The organism is Sphingomonas sp. (assembly GCF_035555815.1).
Taxonomy (GTDB): domain Bacteria; phylum Pseudomonadota; class Alphaproteobacteria; order Sphingomonadales; family Sphingomonadaceae; genus Sphingomonas.
In genome coordinates, this window is the sequence record NZ_DATMGG010000063.1 from 1 (window position 1) to 16,735 (window position 16,735).

The 16,735-nt window shown below is 67.7% G+C and carries 14 protein-coding genes and 2 pseudogenes; 8 read left to right on the forward strand and 8 right to left on the reverse strand.

The annotated features are described in order from the left end of the window. Nucleotides 1-436 (reverse strand): annotated as a pseudogene (locus VNR91_RS03525) (peptidase M28 family protein); the annotation flags it as partial. 130 nt (nucleotides 437-566) lie between these two features. Between VNR91_RS03525 and ettA the strand changes: the two are divergent. Further along, a complete protein-coding gene (gene ettA, locus VNR91_RS03530; RefSeq protein WP_325489409.1) occupies nucleotides 567-2,246 on the forward strand; it encodes an energy-dependent translational throttle protein EttA in 1,680 nt (559 codons plus the stop codon). Between the two features lie 194 nt (nucleotides 2,247-2,440). Here ettA and VNR91_RS03535 read toward each other — a convergent pair whose 3' ends face one another. The 5 genes from VNR91_RS03535 to VNR91_RS03555 all read right to left on the reverse strand — a co-directional run bounded on the left by VNR91_RS03535 (nucleotide 2,441) and on the right by VNR91_RS03555 (nucleotide 6,690). Then, on the reverse strand, nucleotides 2,441-2,728 hold the full coding sequence (locus tag VNR91_RS03535; protein ID WP_325489410.1) for an acylphosphatase: 288 nt from the start codon (nucleotides 2,726-2,728) through the stop codon (nucleotides 2,441-2,443). Nucleotides 2,729-2,903: 175 nt separating this feature from the next. Further along, the gene (locus tag VNR91_RS03540) at nucleotides 2,904-3,635 is read right to left on the reverse strand and encodes an NYN domain-containing protein (RefSeq protein WP_325489411.1); all 732 of its coding nucleotides are present in this window, start codon (nucleotides 3,633-3,635) and stop codon (nucleotides 2,904-2,906) included. Next, nucleotides 3,632-4,015: a DoxX family protein gene (locus VNR91_RS03545; RefSeq protein WP_325489412.1), complete on the reverse strand. Its 384-nt coding sequence runs from the start codon at nucleotides 4,013-4,015 to the stop codon at nucleotides 3,632-3,634. The genes VNR91_RS03540 and VNR91_RS03545 overlap by 4 nt, the downstream gene beginning before the upstream one ends. 54 nt (nucleotides 4,016-4,069) lie before the next feature. Beyond that, nucleotides 4,070-4,573 (reverse strand): GreA/GreB family elongation factor, encoded by a 504-nt coding sequence (locus tag VNR91_RS03550; RefSeq protein ID WP_325489413.1) that lies wholly within the window; start codon nucleotides 4,571-4,573, stop codon nucleotides 4,070-4,072. A gap of 35 nt (nucleotides 4,574-4,608) precedes the next feature. Beyond that, nucleotides 4,609-6,690: a transglycosylase SLT domain-containing protein gene (locus VNR91_RS03555; protein WP_414712370.1), complete on the reverse strand. Its 2,082-nt coding sequence runs from the start codon at nucleotides 6,688-6,690 to the stop codon at nucleotides 4,609-4,611. A 71-nt stretch (nucleotides 6,691-6,761) separates the two neighbouring features. On the opposite strand from VNR91_RS03555, the gene dapA reads away from it, so the two are divergent. The 6 genes from dapA to VNR91_RS03585 all read left to right on the forward strand — a co-directional run bounded on the left by dapA (nucleotide 6,762) and on the right by VNR91_RS03585 (nucleotide 13,730). Next, the gene (dapA, locus tag VNR91_RS03560; RefSeq protein ID WP_325489415.1) at nucleotides 6,762-7,640 is read left to right on the forward strand and encodes a 4-hydroxy-tetrahydrodipicolinate synthase; all 879 of its coding nucleotides are present in this window, start codon (nucleotides 6,762-6,764) and stop codon (nucleotides 7,638-7,640) included. Nucleotides 7,641-7,701: 61 nt separating this feature from the next. Then, nucleotides 7,702-8,184: an SsrA-binding protein SmpB gene (gene smpB, locus VNR91_RS03565; protein WP_325489416.1), complete on the forward strand. Its 483-nt coding sequence runs from the start codon at nucleotides 7,702-7,704 to the stop codon at nucleotides 8,182-8,184. Continuing rightward, complete coding sequence (locus tag VNR91_RS03570) at nucleotides 8,177-8,731, forward strand: DUF2062 domain-containing protein (protein ID WP_325489417.1); 555 nt, start codon at nucleotides 8,177-8,179, stop codon at nucleotides 8,729-8,731. Before smpB ends, VNR91_RS03570 begins: the two co-directional genes overlap by 8 nt. 101 nt (nucleotides 8,732-8,832) lie before the next feature. Next, nucleotides 8,833-10,866, forward strand: a complete 2,034-nt coding sequence (locus tag VNR91_RS03575; RefSeq protein ID WP_325489418.1) for a M13 family metallopeptidase — start codon at nucleotides 8,833-8,835, stop codon at nucleotides 10,864-10,866. Between the two features lie 48 nt (nucleotides 10,867-10,914). Then, on the forward strand, nucleotides 10,915-13,320 hold the full coding sequence (locus VNR91_RS03580; protein WP_325489419.1) for a hybrid sensor histidine kinase/response regulator: 2,406 nt from the start codon (nucleotides 10,915-10,917) through the stop codon (nucleotides 13,318-13,320). A gap of 38 nt (nucleotides 13,321-13,358) precedes the next feature. Beyond that, on the forward strand, nucleotides 13,359-13,730 hold the full coding sequence (locus VNR91_RS03585; RefSeq protein WP_325489420.1) for a response regulator: 372 nt from the start codon (nucleotides 13,359-13,361) through the stop codon (nucleotides 13,728-13,730). 105 nt (nucleotides 13,731-13,835) lie between these two features. Here VNR91_RS03585 and VNR91_RS03590 read toward each other — a convergent pair whose 3' ends face one another. Beyond that, nucleotides 13,836-16,010, reverse strand: a complete 2,175-nt coding sequence (locus tag VNR91_RS03590; protein WP_325489421.1) for a hypothetical protein — start codon at nucleotides 16,008-16,010, stop codon at nucleotides 13,836-13,838. A 188-nt stretch (nucleotides 16,011-16,198) separates the two neighbouring features. Here VNR91_RS03590 and VNR91_RS03595 point away from each other — a divergent pair, with 188 nt between their 5' ends. Further along, nucleotides 16,199-16,489, forward strand: a complete 291-nt coding sequence (locus VNR91_RS03595; RefSeq protein ID WP_325489422.1) for an Hpt domain-containing protein — start codon at nucleotides 16,199-16,201, stop codon at nucleotides 16,487-16,489. A gap of 22 nt (nucleotides 16,490-16,511) precedes the next feature. Here the strand turns inward: VNR91_RS03595 and VNR91_RS03600 are convergent. Further along, nucleotides 16,512-16,735: pseudogene (locus tag VNR91_RS03600) on the reverse strand (VWA domain-containing protein); the annotation flags it as partial.

Sequence of the window (16,735 nt, forward strand, 5' to 3'; positions counted from 1 at the left end):
AGGTGGGGAAATAGACCAGTTCGGCGGTGATCCCGCCCGGCGGGGTCGCGCCCGAATTACCCAGTGCCGCCAGCCGCAGCTTTTGCGGATAGGGGGCGATCACCTCCGCCGTCTCCTCGCCGCGCAGCCACACCGGCATCCGATAGGTTTCGATCCGCACGTTGCTGAAGCCCAGCGCCTTGAGCTTCGCCACCGCCCAAGTCCGTGCCCGCGCCTCCGCCTCGGTCGCGGCCAGGCGTGGGCCAACCTCGGTCGTCAGTCCCTCCGTGATGTCCCAGGCGAGGTCGTCGCTGAGCGCCGCGTCGCGCAGTTTCGCGACATGGGGATCGACCCCGCCGCCGGGTGCCGCCCCGTTCGGGTCGCGGCTCTGGGCGGTGGCAGGCTGGGGGATCAAGGCGACGGCGGCGACGGCCGCGAGCAGGGGAGCGATGCGCATAAACCCATAGCTATCGGTGCCCGCCGCGTTTGCAAGTCGGCAGGTTTGCAAGTCGGGGGGCGGATCGCTACATCGCGCTTCGCATTTCCAGCCGCCCGATAACCCTTTTCCGACGGAGTTCCACGCCGCCATGGCCGCGCAATACGCCTTTGTCATGAAAGACATGACCAAGACCTTCCCCGGTGCCCCGAAGCCGGTGCTGAGCAATATCAACATCCAGTTCTATCAGGGTGCGAAGATCGGCATCGTCGGCCCCAACGGCGCCGGCAAGTCGACGCTGATGAAGATCATGGCCGGCATCGACACCGATTTCACCGGTGAGGCGTGGCCGGGTGAGAACATCACCGTCGGCTATCTGCCGCAGGAGCCCCAGCTCGACCCGACCAAGAACGTCCTGGAAAACGTCAAGGACGGCGCGCGGGAGGTCGCCGACATGGTCGATCGCTTCAACGCGATCTCGGCCGAGATGGGCGATCCCCAGGACGACACCGATTTCGACGCGCTGATGGAGGAGATGGGCGAGCTTCAGGGCAAGATCGACGCGGTCGATGGCTGGACGCTCGACAATCAGCTCGAAGTGGCGATGGAGGCATTGCGCTGCCCACCGTCTGACTGGCCGGTCGAAAATCTGTCAGGGGGCGAGAAGCGCCGCATCGCGCTCACCCGTCTGTTGATCCAGAAACCGTCGATCCTGCTGCTCGACGAACCGACCAACCACCTCGACGCGGAGAGCGTTCGCTGGCTGGAAAACCACCTGAAGGAATATGCCGGCGCGGTGCTGATGATCACCCACGATCGCTATTTCCTCGACAATGTGGTCGGCTGGATTCTCGAGATCGATCGCGGGAAATACTTCCCCTACGAGGGCAATTATTCGACCTATCTGGAAAAGAAGTCGAAGCGTCTCGAGCAGGAAGAGCGCGAGGAATCGGGCCGCCAGACCGCGATCCGCAACGAGCTGGAATGGATCCGGCAGGGCGCCAAGGCCCGCCAGACCAAGTCGAAGGCGCGTATCGCCAAGTTCGAGCAGCTCGTCGAAGCGCAGAACAACCGCACCCCCGGCAAGGCGCAGATCGTCATTCAGGTGCCCGAGCGGCTGGGCGGCAAGGTGATCGAGGTCGAGAACATCTCGAAGGCCTATGGCGACAAGCTGCTGTTCGAGAACCTGTCGTTCACGCTGCCGGCCGGCGGCATCGTCGGCGTGATCGGCCCGAACGGCGCCGGCAAGTCGACGCTGTTCAGGATGATCACCGGACAGGAGACGCCCGACACCGGCAAGATCGAGATGGGGTCTACCGTCCGCCTGGGCTACGTCGACCAGAGCCGCGACCACCTGGATGACAGCAAGAACGTCTGGGAGGAAATCTCCGACGGGCTCGATTACATGAAGATCAACGGGCACGACCAGTCGACCCGCGCCTATGTCGGCGCATTCAACTTCAAGGGGCAGGATCAGCAGAAGAACGTCGGCAAGCTGTCCGGCGGCGAGCGCAACCGCGTCAACATCGCCAAGATGCTGAAGCGCGGCGGCAACGTGCTGCTGCTCGACGAACCGACCAACGATCTCGACGTCGAGACGCTGGGCGCGCTGGAGGAGGCGATCGAGAATTTCGCCGGCTGCGCGGTGGTGATCAGCCACGATCGTTTCTTCCTCGATCGTCTCGCCACCCATATCCTCGCGTTCGAAGGCAACAGCCATGTCGAATGGTTCGAGGGCAATTTCGACGCCTATGAAGAGGACAAGCGCCGCCGTCTGGGCGATGCCGCCGACCGACCGACCGCGCTGGCGTACAAGAAGCTGACGCGCTGACCGGATGACACCGCCCGCCGCTTATGCGGGGTATCCGCGGGCGACCGGGCGGTGATGGGGAACGCGATACGATAGGGAGCGGCGGCGGCGCTTGACGCGCTGGTCGCCCATCCCGGGGAGATCCTGCGCCGGGCTCGGGCGGATCGGTGCGACAGGGGAGCGGTCCGGGCCGGCCGCTCCCCTGTCGCAGCGCCTTATGCGGTGAACCGCTTGGTGAATCCCTTCATCGGCCGTTCGGACGCCGGATGGACGTCGATCGCGTCGATCCGGGCCAGCCGCGGCCCCTCGCGCCCCGCTTCGACAAAGGCGGCCAGCGCCTGTTCCTCGCCCGCCGCGACCATCTCGACCCGGCCATCGGTAAGGTTACGGACCCAGCCGGTGATGCCGAGCGACTGCGCCTTGCGCACCATCCAGTCACGATAGCCGACCTGCTGCACCCGCCCGCTCACCAGCAGCCGTTGCATCTGTTGTTCCATCTGCATTGCAATCCCCGCGCACACGGGGCCGATCCACGCGATCGGTCCCGCAAAACCCGTATCGCGCGGAATCGGGCAGGGGAGAGGGGGGCGACGCAGTCCGGCGCGCAAGGGGCAATATTCGGCGCGAGATGTTACAATTTGACGACGAACGGAGATCGATCGTTAGCTTTTCAGTAGCTTAGCGGATGCGTTTCACGAACAGCCGCCCATCGGCGCGGCGCTCGGTCTGGAAATTGGGCACCGCCTGAATCAGGTCGCTCAGCCGCTTGAAGCCATAGTTGCGCGCGTCGAAACTGGATCGGTTGCCGGCCAGCTGCCCCATCGCCGACAGTGCGACATAGCCCTTTTCATCGCGCTTCACCGAATCATAGGCGTCGATCAGCAACTTGATCAGCTCGGCGTCGATCCCGCCCTTGCCCTGTTGATCGGGCGTCGGCGGCGGGGGCGGCGCGGCGCTCGCCGCCTCGGCCTTAAGCGCGCCGGTATCGATGAAGCGGGTGCAGGCCTGCTTGAACGCCTCGGGCGTCTTCGACGTGCCGAATCCGTAGACCGGCAACCCGTCCTGCCGGATCCGCATCGCCAGCGGCATGAAGTCGCTGTCCGACGACATGATCCCGAACCCTTCGACCCGTCCGCGGAACAGCAGGTCCATCGCGTCGATCGTCATCTTCATGTCGGTGGCGTTCTTGCCCTTGGTCAGGTCGAACTGCTGCTGCGGCTCGATGCCGTGCTTCACCGTCATGTCGCGCCAGCCCTTCAGCGCGGGCTTCGACCAGTTGCCATAGACGCGGCGGATGTTGACCGTGCCTAGCTCCGCCAGCACGGTCAGCACCGGATCGAGCGTGGCGGGGGAGGCGTTGTCGGCATCGATCAGCAGCGCGATATTGCGGGCAGGCGGATCACCGTTCATGCCGCGCGCCGCATCGTCGTGTCGAGGCTCCAAACCCCGCCGCCCGCCGCGGCGAGGTAGAGGAAGATGAAGGCGTAGAGCATCACCGGCTCGCCGGCGTTGACCGAGGGGAAGAATCCCTGCGGCGCGTGGACCATCAGATAGGCGACCGCGCTCATCCCCGACAGGACGAAGGCGACCGGCCGGGTGAACAATCCCACCACGATCAGCGCGCCGCCGACCAGCTCGAGCGCGCCGGCGGTCGTCAGCAACGGGGTGAGCGGCATCGGAAACGGCGGGATGCCGAAGAACTTCGAGGTGCCGTGATGGAGGAAACCAAGCCCCGCGACGATGCGCAGGATGCTGAGCACGCGGGGGGACCAGCTGGCGGGGATCGGCATCGTCACTCTCCGGGTCGTTTCAGGCGCGCATGGTTTCACGCCGGCGCCGGCCGGTCAATCGGATGCGACGAAACGATCGGTTGCTGGATAGGCGATCGCCAGCACCTCATATTCGCGGTCGCCCGCGGGCAGGGTGACGCGGCGGACGTCGCCGACGCCCGCGCCGCGCAGCGCCCGCGCCAGCGGGGCGTTCCAGCCGATCCGCCCGGCGGATGCATCGGCCTCATCGTCGCCGACCAGCGTCAGCGTCCGTTCCCTGTCGTCCGCATCGACGATCGTCGTCTGCGCGCCGAACCAGATGCGGGCGCGATCTTCCTGCACGGCGGGATCGATCACCTTGGCCGCCTTCATCCGCTTCGACAGCCAGCCGAGCCGCCGGTCGATCTCGCGCAGCCGCTTGCGGCCATAGATATAGTCGCCGTTCTCCGACCGGTCGCCGTTGCCCGCCGCCCAGGCGATCGTCTCGACCAGCTTTGGCCGTTCGCCGGCGAGCAGCACGTCATATTCGGCCCTGAGCGCGGCATAGCCGGCCGGGGTGATGTAGTTGGGGCGGTCCATCGCCGGTGCCTACGACATTCCGGCGCGCGGTGGAATCAGCCCGGCGTGCGCTTGCCCAGATACCAGCTGATGTTGGCCGGCCCCTTGCTGCGGGCGTGCTGCGGATTCATCAGATCATAGACCACCGCATTTTCCAGCACGCGCTGCACATAGTTCTTCGTCTCGTAGATCGGGATGTTCTCGACCCATTCGATCACGTCGACCCCGCCGGTGCGCGGGTCGCCATTGGCCCGCAGCCACTTGTTCACATTGCCCGGCCCGGCGTTGTACGCCGCGACCGCCAGCGGATAGCTACCGTACAGCGCATACATCCGCGCGAAATAGCTCGAGCCGAGCTGGATGTTGTAGTCGGTATCCGACGTCAGCGATGCGGCGTTGTAGCCCAGGCCCAGCTTGCCGGCCTGTTCGCGGGCGGTGCCGGGCATCAGCTGGAGAAGCCCGCGCGCGCCGGCATGGCTGATCGCGGTCTTGTTGAACTGGCTTTCCTGCCGCGCGATGGCGTGGACGATCGTCCAGTAATCGTTGCTGGCGGCGGGCACCGGCACGCTGGGATAGCCGGCGGCGGTATAGTCGCTCAGCCCGTTCTGCAGCGCCGAACGGCCGACCATCACGCCCAGGTCGGGCCGGTTGATCGAGCGGCTGAGTTCGGCGGCGAGCGCGTGGTCGGTGTCGGTGCTCGCGTCGGCGGCGATCTGGCGGACGAAGGCGCCCTGATCTTCCCACCGGCCCTGGCTGCCCAGCAGGCGCGCGGCGCGGACGGTTTCCTTGCTGGCGAAAGCGGCGCGAGCCGACGATGCGACGTCCACCGTGCCGATCGGCGCGGGCGCGCGCAACGACTGGCCGAGCCGTTCGGCGGCAAGCTGGCCGTAATAGAGATCGGAGAAGTCGGCGGCGCGCTTGTAATAGCCGTTCGCCGACGACCGGTCGCCAGCGGCCTCGGCGGCGCGGCCGGCCCAATAAAGTCCCTTTGACTGGGTGGTCGGCGATCGCGATCCGCGCGCATAGCGATCGAACATCCCGATGGCGTCGCGTGGCCGGCCCAGGTTCTTGAGCGCGGTCTGGCCCGCCAGCCAGGTCAGGCTGGTATAGTCGTCGCGTTCGCCCAGCGGGCGCAGGCTGACGTCGGTGCCTTGTGGATAGGCGTCGTCGACCTGTCGCGCGATATCATAGGCCGATTGATACTGGCCGTCGGCCGCCGCGCCGCGGGCGTGGACGAGCAGCACTTCGTACCATTTCTCGGCGTTGGCTGGCGGGATCGCGATCGCGTGCTGCCGGGCGAGCTGCGAACGCGCGGTCGGGCTGGCGCCGCTGTCGCGCAGCCAGGTGGCGCGATCGGCGAGGAAGCCGGCGTCGTTCTGGGCAAAGCCCTCCACCGCCGCGCCGCGCGCCATGGCGTCGGGGGCCTTGGTGCGATAGGCGAGCCGCGCGCTGAACACCGGGCGACGCGCAGGCGAAGTATTGACGATCTGGCGCTGGGCGGCGGTGGTGGCGCCCTGCCACAACAACATGTCCATCCGCGCGTCCTGATCCTCGGGACCGAAGGCGCTGGAGAAGCGGGAGAGCAGCAAGGTTTCATCCGAGGGACGCAGCGAGCCCCGGCGCCACGCCTTGCGCGCCTGATCGGCGGCGCGATCGGGCGCGCCGGTCGCCGCCAGCGCGACGGCGTAGCGGACGTGGCCAGCGGCGGTCAGCGGCGGGAATCGATCGAAGAAGCGCACCGTCAGCGCCGGTGCCTCGCTGCCGTCGCCGACCGAGCTTTCCGCCACCGCGCGGCGGCTGGTCTCGCCCGGCCAGCCGGGATGGGCGAGGATGAAATTGGCGTAGGTGGTGAACCCCAGCCCGTCCGATTGCTGAAGCTGCTTCCACTGGTCGATGGTCGACAGCAGCGCGGCGGACGATGCTTCGGATGCCGGCGCGGGCGTGTACGCTTGTGGCGTGTAGGTCTGGGGTGGGGGCGATACCGGCCCGGAAGGGGCGGTGACCGGCGTCGGCGCGCCGTTGTAGATTTGTGGCGGCAGCAGCTGCTGCGGCCCGGCACGCTGGTGCACCCCGGCCGCGACGGCGGCACCGGATACGCAGGCAAGCAACAACGCGCCCTTGGAAAACAACCCGAGCATGCTGGACATGATACGGAATCCCGACGTATCTGCCAGCCCGCAATTCACCTCTGGAATGTTATTCACCGCAAATGTTCTCCGGATCGATCCCAGCGCTCGTGACGCCGTTCCGCAACGGCATGTTTGATGAAGGGGCATATCGCACCCTGGTTGAATGGCAGATTGCTGAAGGGTCGAAAGCGTTGGTGCCGTGCGGCACCACCGGCGAATCCGCGACGATGCCGATGGAGGAGCATTTCCGCGTCGTCCGCGTCTGCGTCGAGGTTGCCGCCGGCCGGGTGCCGGTGATCGCCGGGGCGGGATCGAACGACACCCGCGTCGCCATCGCCAACATCCAGGCGGCGAAGGCGGCTGGCGCCGACGCCGCGCTGATGGTGCCGCCCTATTACAACCGCCCGAACCAGGAGGGCATCTTTCGTCATTTCGAGGCGGTGGCGGCGGCGTGCGACCTGCCGATCGTGCTCTACAACGTTCCCGGCCGCACGGTGACCGACATCAAGCCGGAAACCGTCGCTCGGCTGGCGGCGGCACTGCCCTCGGTCGTCGCGATCAAGGATGCCAGCGGCGACATCCCGCGCGTGTCGCAGCATCGCGGATCGTGCGGCGCGGACTTCGCCCAGCTTTCGGGCAACGACGACATGGCGCTGGCGTTCAACGCCACCGGTGGCGTCGGCTGCATCTCGGTCACCGCCAATGTCGCGCCGCGCCTGTGCGCGGATTTCCAGGCGGCGACGGCGGCGGGCGACTATGCCACCGCGCTGGCGATCCACGACCGGCTGTTCCCGCTCCACGCGGCGCTGTTCAGCGATGCCTCGCCGGGGCCGGTCAAATACGCGCTCAACCGCCTGAAGCCGGAGATTCCGGCCGAGTTGCGCCTGCCGATGACTCCGCCATCCGATGACAGCCGCGCGTCGGTCGATGCGGCGCTGGCGTTCGCCGGGCTGGTCTGATCCGATCGGCGCACGCGGTCCCTTTCCTTCGCCGATCCGGCCCCCTACATGGCGCTGATCGATGCCCCGTCCCAAGCCCCCCCAATTCGAAAAGACCAAGATCGTCGCCGAGAACCGGCGCGCGCGCTTCGAGTATTTCATCGAGGACGTCTACGAAGCCGGGCTGGCGCTGACCGGGACGGAAGTGAAGTCCCTGCGTTTTGGCGAGGGGTCGATCGCGGAGGCCTATGCCGAGATTCGCGACGAGCAGGCCTGGCTGGTCAACGCCAACATCCCCGAATTCAGCCACGGCAACCGCTATAACCACGAGCCGAAGCGGCCCCGTAAATTGCTGCTTCATGAGCGTGAGATCAACAAGCTCCACGGCGCGGTGGCGCGCGAGGGGATGACCCTGGTGCCGCTGAGCGTCTATTTCAACGGACGCGGGCGCGCCAAGGTCGAGCTTGCGCTCGCCAAGGGCAAGAAGACGCATGACAAGCGCGACGCGATCAAGGAACGCGACTGGAAGCGCGAGCAGGGAAGGTTGCTGCGCGACCGTGGTTGAGCCGGAGGAGGCGCCACGGCGCAAGGATTGGCTCGCGCGCTGGATCGCCGCCAACCTGCCCACCCGCGAGAGCATCGAGGCCAATCGCTTCCTTCGCCCCGTCGCCCACCGTGTGCTCGATCCCGCGCTGTGGCGATTTACGCGCCGATCCGTGCCGCGCGGCGTCGCGCTGGGCATGGTCACCGGCGTGCTGGTGCCGATGGGCCAGATTCCGGCCTCCGCCATCCTCGCCCTGCCGCTGCGCGCGAACATTCCCGCCGCCGCGCTGACCACATTGATCACCAATCCCGTCACGACGCCGCCGCTGTGGGTAGCGGCCTATTGGGTCGGCCGGTTCCTGCTGCGGATCGACAGCGGCGCCGGCGGCACGGTGAAGGCGGCGGCCGATGCCGGCTGGCTGCGCTGGCTGGTGGCGGAAGCCGGGCCGGCGACCGCGCTGGGGCTGCTGACGATCACGCTGGTGCTGGCCGTCGTCGGCTATTTCGGCAGCGCGCTGTTCTGGCGGTGGCGCACCGTGCGCAAGTGGCGGCGGCGCCACAACCGCTAGCGTTTTCCTTACCGCGTTGACGCGGCGCGGCGCCAATGAATACAGTCGCCTATCCCGGATCGCTCTCCAAAATCCCCCTTTTCGGCACGAAAGGCCCAGCCATGCGGTTTCCCATTCTCGCCACGATTCTTCTTGCCGGCACCGCCGTTGCGGCGGGTGCCTATGCGCAGTCGGCGCCGGCCTCGCGCGCCGACGCGCCCAAGATCGGGGCGTTCGGCCTCGACACCGCCGGCATGGACCAGAAGATCGCGCCGGGTGACGATTTCTACGATTACGGCAACGGCAACTGGGACAAGGTGACCCAGATTCCGGCGGATCGTTCGTCCTATGGCATGTTCCACGTGCTCCAGGACCTGTCGCAGACGCAGACCCGCTCGATCCTGGAGGATGCGGGCAAGCAGTCGGGCAGCAAGATCGGAGACTATTACGCCAGCTTCATGGATGAGGCGGCGGCCAACGCTAAGGGGATCACCCCGGTCAAGCCGATCCTCACCGCCATTGCCGGCGCCCGGGACAAGGCGGCGCTGATCGCTGAGGCCGGCAAGCTCGACCATATCGGCATCACCGGCCTGTTCGGCCTGGGGATCATCCAGGATGCGAAGGACCCCGACACCTATGTCGTCGCGCTGGGGCAGGCCGGGCTGAAGTTGCCCGACCGCGATTATTACCTGAAGGATGATGCGAAGCTGGATGGCATCCGCACCGCGTACAAGGCATATCTGACGCAGTTGCTGACGCTGGCTGGCGAGCCGAATGCCGCCGCGCGCGCCGACGCGGTGTTCGCGCTCGAAAAGGCGATCGCGGCTGGCCACTGGACGCGCATCGAAAGCCGCGACGAGGACAAGACGTACAACCGCTGGACCGCCGCCGATTTCGAGGCGAAGGCGCCGGGCTATCCGTGGGCGGCGTTCCTGACCGCGCTCGAACTGCCGGCGCAGCCCTTTTACATCGTCGCGCAACCCAGCGCGGTGACGGCCGAGGCCAGGATCTGGGCCGATACGCCGGTCGAGACGCTGCGCGATTTCTACACCGTGCGCGTGCTCGACAGCTTTGCGCCCTATCTCGATTCGAAGCTCGAGCAGGCGGCGTTCGCCTTCAACGGCACCACCCTGTCGGGCCAGCCGCAGCAGCAGCCGCGGTGGAAGCGCGGCGTCAACCTGGTCAGCGCGCAGATGGGCGAGGCGGTCGGGAAGGACTATGTCGCGCGCTATTTCCCGCCGGAATCAAAGGCGGCGATCGACGATCTGGTCAAGAACCTGCGATCGGCGATGGCCGACCGGTTGCGCAACCTCGAGTGGATGGCGCCGGAGACCAAGCAGAAGGCGCTGACCAAGCTCGCCGCCTTCACGCCCAAGATCGGCTATCCCGACCATTGGCGCGACTATTCGGCGTTGACGATCGACCGGGGCGATCTGGTGGGCAACGTCATCCGGTCGCGTGCGTTCGAGGACAAGCGCCAACGCGACAAGCTGGGTCAGCCGATCGATCGCGGCGAGTGGTTCATGACGCCGATGACGATCAACGCCTATGCCAACCCGCCGATGAACGAGGTGGTGTTCCCCGCCGCGATCCTGCAGGCGCCATTCTTTGATCCGCACGCCGACGCCGCGATCAACTATGGCGGCATCGGTGCGGTGATCGGCCATGAGCTGAGCCACCATTTCGACGATCAGGGGCGCAAATACGATCCGAGCGGCAAGCTGGCCGAATGGTGGACTCCGCAGGACGTTGAACGCTTCAAGGTGTTCACCGACAGGCTGGTCAAGCAATATGACGCGTACGAGCCGCTGCCCGGCCAGCATGTGCAGGGTGAATTGACGCTGGGTGAGAACATCGCCGATCTGGCCGGGCTGACCGTAGCCTATCAGGCGTACAAGACCTCGCTGAAGGGCAAGCCGGCGCCGGTGTTGGGCGGCCTGACTGGCGATCAGCGATTCTATCTCGGTTGGGCGCAGGTGTGGCGTTCCAAATATCGCGAGCCGATCCTGCGGCAACAATTGTTGAGCGACCCGCATTCCCCAGGGCAGGAGCGGGTGGCAACGGTGCGCAACCTCGATCCGTGGTACGATGCGTTCAAGCCGAAACCTGGGCAGAAGCTCTATCTGGCGCCGGCCGACCGCGTTCGCATCTGGTAATATCGCCAATGGCTTGACGGGCGCGCGAACGCTCCGACAAGGAGGGTGATGGCCACCTCTCCGCGCTCATCCGGATCGATCGATTCCGCGTCCGTCACCTTGCCCCTCGCCATCGCGGCGGGGGCGACGGTGGCGGCCGCGCTGCTGGTGCTGATCCTGGTCGGCGATCGCACGCTGGCCGCCGGGTTCGCGGCGGCGGGGCTGATCGTGCTGGCGGTGCTGTTCGCCGCCGCACGCCTGTTTCCGCGCACTTCCGCGGTGACGGTCGAGCCCGATTGGGGCGTCGCCCACGCCATCGCCGCGACGTCGGCGGAGGCGGTGGCGGTCACCGACCGCGCCGGACGCATCGTCTGCGCCAACGATCGGTACGAGGCGCTGTTCGGCGGCTACCCGACCCCGCCCAACCTCAACGTCGCCGATGACGACAACGCCCGGCTGGGTGGCGCCGGCCGTGCGGCATGGCGCGACGGGGCAGGGCGCACCGTGCTGGTGGTTCGCGACAACCGCGTCGAAGTGATGGTCGAGCGGATCGGCGACGAGATGCTGTTGTGGCGATTCAAGGCGGCGGACGCGACCAACATCGTGGCGACCGCGATGGCGACGATCGCCGGGGTCAACGGCGACCGGCTGGGGGCGGCCGGGATCATGGCGGCGCTGCTCGGTCCCGATGGGCGGGTGCGGGCCGCCAACCGCGTGCTGCGCGCGCGGGCGATGGGCAATGAGGACGGCGCGATCGAGGGGCGCGACTTCGCCCGGTTCCTGATCACCGACAGCGCCGGGCTGGTCCGGTTCGAACGCGAGGGGCTGGGCGGCAATCCGCTGCGGGTGCTCCAGGTGCCATTCCTCGACGGCGACGACGCGCCGATGCTGGTCACCCTGCTGGACGAGGAGCCGCAGATCGCGGTGCCGGCGATCGGATCCAGCGCCGCCAGCCACGTCCGCAGCCTGATCGCGCTGTTGCCCGTCCCGCTCGCGCTGATCGATCGCGAGGGGCGGTTCGTCCACATGAACGACGCCTTCACCCGCATCACCGGGGTCAAGGCGTCCGCTCCGCCGCTCTATCCGGGCGATCTGGTGGTGCGCGACGACAAGGCGGCGCTGGCGGACGCCATCCGCCGTTTCGCCGGGGGCGCCGCGCATTCGACCCAGATGCCGGTGCGCTTCGCCGAGCGCCCCGACGAGCCGGTCCAGATCAGCCTGGCCGGCGCGCGCGGGCTGGGCGAGGCGGCGGTGCTGATGAGCGTCAAGGACAATGCCGAGGAGGGCAAGCTCAAGGACCAGGTCGCGCAGGCGACCAAGATGCAGGCGGTCGGCCAGCTTGCCGGCGGCGTCGCGCATGATTTCAACAACATCCTGACCGCCGTGATCGGCCACTGCGACCTGATGCTGATGCGCCACACGCCGGGGGACAGCGATTACGACGACATCCAGCAGATCAAGATGAACTCGAACCGCGCCGCCGGACTGACCCGCCAGCTGCTCGCCTTTTCCCGCCAGCAGACGCTGCGGCCGCAGGTGCTCCAGCTGCCCGACGTGATCTCCGAAGTGTCGAACCTGCTCAAGCGGCTGCTGGGCGAAACCGTCCAGCTCGTCGTCAACCATGGCCGCAATCTCGGCCCCGTCCGCATCGATCCGGGCCAGCTCGAGCAGGTGGTGGTCAATCTCGCGGTGAACGCGCGCGATGCGATGTTGGCGCGTAACCAGAACGGCGGCGGCACGCTGACGATCGAGACGATGGCGGTCGCCGCGTCGCAGGTGCGCGGCATGGAAGACGACGTGCTGCCGGTCGGCGACTATACCGCGCTGCGCATCTCCGACACCGGCACCGGCATCCCCGCCGACGTGCTGCCCAAGATCTTCGAGCCGTTCTTCACCACCAAGGAAGTGGGCAAGGGCACCGGCTTGGGGCTTTCAACGGTCTATGGCATCGTCAAGCAGTCGGGCGGCTATATCTTCGCGGAGAGCCCGCGCGGTGGCGGCGCCGCCTTTACCATCTACCTGCCGGTCCATGCCGCGACGGCGTCGTCGGGAGCGTCGCCGGCCGCCGCGATCGCCGCGCCCAGGCCGCCGGTCGCCGATACCTGGGGCACCGGCACGATCCTGCTGGTCGAGGATGAGGAAATGGTGCGCGCGGTCGCCGAGCGGGCGCTGGTGCGGCAGGGCTATCACGTCGTCAGCGCCGAAAACGGTGAGGTTGCGCTGGACCTGCTGGCCAGGATGGACGCGGCGCCCGACCTGCTGATTTCCGACGTGGTGATGCCGACGATGGACGGGCCAACGATGGTCCGCCACGCCCGCGCGCGCTATCCGAAGCTCAGGATATTGTTCATGTCGGGCTATGCCGAGGAGCAGCTACGCCGGTCGATCGACCTCGATCACGTATCGTTCCTTCCGAAACCCTTTTCGGTTCAAGAGCTTGCCGAAGCGACGCGGGACATGATCGCGGCGAAATAAGTTGGTGGGACGCGGCGGATGGCATAGAGCATATAGCCATGTCGCAGTCGCAACGAATCCTCATCGTCGAGGACGAGCCCCTCATCGCCATGATGCTCGAGGATTTTCTCGACGCGCTGGGCAAGCGTGCGGCGGGCACGGCGGACACGGTGGCGACGGCGCTCGCCGCGGTAGAGGCCGGAGGGTTCGACGGCGCGATCGTCGATGTCCACCTGCGCGGTGGTGAGGTAAGCTGGCCGGTCGCCGACGCGCTCGACGCGGCCGGCTTGCCTTTTGTGATCGTGACCGGGGGATCGAACGATTCGATCGTCGACCGCCACCGCGATCGCCCGGCGCTGGCCAAGCCGTTCACGATGGAATCCGTCCAGCAGGTGCTGGCCGATCTTCAGGCTGAAGCCGGCGAGGCCTGACCCCTCGACCGCGATCGTTCTTCCCGCTCAGGTGGGGATCCATTCGGGCTAACCTGTCGAGGGAATCGCGGCAACTGCGGCACCGGGTCCCCGCCCGCGCGCCGATCAGGTCCGCAGGCGTTCGATCGCCTGTGCCAGCGCGACATAGAGCTTGCCCATGTCGGACGACAGCAACGTCACGCCCAGCGGCGATCCGTCGCGCTGGGCAAGGATCTGGCGCAGCATCGCCTCGAAATCGTGGATGTAGCGGTTGACCTGCTCACGGAAATCGCCGTCGCTGTCGTAGAAGCGGACGATCTCCCGCGTCTCGCCCGAATCGAGCAGCCGCACAGCGCGGCGGGTGAACACCCCGCGATCGCCCTTCAGATAGGCGGCCCACGCGCTGTCGGAGACCTCGTTGGCGAACGTCTTGGTGATGTCGATCGACGCGGAGTTGAGCGCCTCGATCAACAACGACACGCGGCGGGCGAAATTGTCCTGGTTCGCCGATTCGCGGTCGGCGCGTTCGGCGTCGATGCGGGCCTCGACCTCGGCGGTGGTTTCGCTGATCGTCGCCAGCTGCTGGGCCAGGCGTTCGGACGCGCGCGTCGCCGCGGCCACCGCGCTTTCGGAGGCTTCGGCCAGCTCGTCGAGCGGCTGGGGCAGCGCGCGGGCAAAGGCGCGGCGCACCGCGTCGGCGCTGGCGGTCTCGATCGAGGCGGCGGCGTCGGGGATCACCTCGCCCAGCACCGCGCGCGCGCCATCGGCGGCCTTGGTCGCGGTCTCGCGGATACGCGCGAGCGCGTCGACCAACTGCGGCGCGGCATCCTCGGCAAAGCGGCGCGCCTTGGCGATCGCTTCGTCGACCACCACGTCCATCGTCGCGGCCTTGTCATGCCCGGCGTCGAGCGCCTCGGTCAGCGTCGTGGTGATCTGGGCGAGCTTTTCGCGCTCGGCTGTGACCAGCGTGGCGACCGCGTTGACCGCGTCGTGCGTGCTCTCCGCCGCGGTGACCAGCGCCAGCAATTCCGGTTTGGCCGCGCCGACCATCGATCGGCTGGCGGCGATCCGCGCTTCCAGCCGCCCCAGCGCCTCTGGCAGGGTCTCATCGATCTCGCGGGTCGACGCATCGAGCGCGGTCAGCAGATCCTCGGTGGTGGCGATCAGCGTGCGCGCGGTGCTCTCGCCGATCCGCATCGTCTCGGTCATCGCGCCCGCCGATCCCGACAGCGCGCTGATCGACGCGGCCAGATCCTGGCTGCGCGACAGCCCGTCGGCGTGGAGCCGCTCGAACTGCCCGGTCGCGCCCTCGACCCCGACCGAGAGGCTGGCGAACAGGCTGTCGGTGCGGTGCTGTTCCTCGCCCAGCCGCGCGGTGATGCGATCGATCGCCGCCTCCGCCGCGTCGAGCCGCTGCTGGAGCGCCTCGGCGCTCTCGCTGCTGGCCTTGTCGATCGCCGCCTGGCTGGCGCCAAGCATCGCCAGCATCGCCTCGCCTTGCGCGGCGATGCCCTTGCGCGCTTCGTCGATCGCCTGTGCGGCGCGGTCAAGCACCGCGTCGACCGCCGCCGACATCTCGTCCGCCGCGCCATCGAGTCGCGCGGCGGCGGCCTCGCTGGTCGATTCCATCCGCTCGATATGTGCGGCAAGCCGGGCGGCGGCACCGCTGGCGATATCGTCGGCGGTGCGCCCGCGCTCGCTCAGCGTGGCGAGGTGACCGCTCAGTTCCGCCGCCTTCTCACTCGCGGCCAGCCCGGCGGCATTGAGCGCGGCGGCCATGCCGGCGGTTTCCGCCTGCGCCTTGGGCAGCGAATTGAACACGACGTTCAGGCTCGATTCGGTGGTCTCCGCCGACCGCACCAGCGATGCGCCGATCGTGTCGAGTACTCGCGCCTCCGCCGACAATTCGCCGCCGATGCCGTGCAGCCGCTCCGCCGTGGCGTCGCCGATCGCGATCAGCGAGTTGGCCTGTTCCGCCAGCGCGCGGCGATTGGCCTCGATCCGGTTGGACAGCGCCGCGACATGCTCCTCCAGCGTGGCGGCTTCCCGGCGCATAGCCCGCGCGGTCGCGCCGAACCGGCGCGCCTCGGCCCGGCTGGTACGCAGGATCAGCAGATAGAGCGTCGCCGCCAGCAGCGGCGGGACGCACAGCGCGCCGATGAACTCGACCAGCGCCACCGGCGCCATCGGAAAGGCGGATCGCGCGAGCCAGACCATCGCGCCGACCCAGCCGATCGCGGCCAGCGCCAGCACCACCGCGACGATGCGCGCGATCCGGGAGGGGGCGGGTTGTTCGTCCACCCAATCATCCGCCGCCGGGTCGAGCCAAGGCTCATCGTGCGGCGGCAACGCCGTTTCGTCGTCCTGTTCCGGACGCAACCCCAAAATACGCGAACCCCCGCTCATTCTGGGACATGTATCACGTTCCGGGCGCTACGTAAGCCTCTGCCGTAACCTCTCCTTAAGCATCATCCCCTAGCCCCTGGGGCATGGCTTATGATCCCGGTGCAATCGATGCGACGCTGGCGGCGGCGGTGGGCGACGAGCCCGCGCTGATCGCCGAATTGCGCGAGGCGTTCCTCGACAGCGCGAAGGGAAACCTCGACGCGATGGACCGTTCCCGCGACCACGCCGGCTGGAAGGACGCGGCACTGCGCCTGAAGGGGCTGGCGGCGAGCTTCGGCGCGGTGCGGTTGATGGTGCTGGCGGGCGAGGCCGCCGACACGCCGGGCAATCCCGAAGTCTATCGCCGGATGCGGCGCGCGGTGGAGCGGCTTTAGACGCATCCACCCGGGGTCGGCGTCACTTCTTCCTGCTCAACTCGCGCATCGCATCGTCCAGCCCGGCGAGGGTCAGTGGGTACATGCGGTCGTTCACCAGCTCGCGCATGATCTTGACCGACTGCGAATAGCCCCATTGCTCCTCGGGCACCGGGTTGAGCCACACCGTCGCCGGATAGGTGTTGGTCAGCCGGTGCATCCACACCGCGCCGGCCTCCTCGTTCATGTGCTCGACCGATCCGCCCG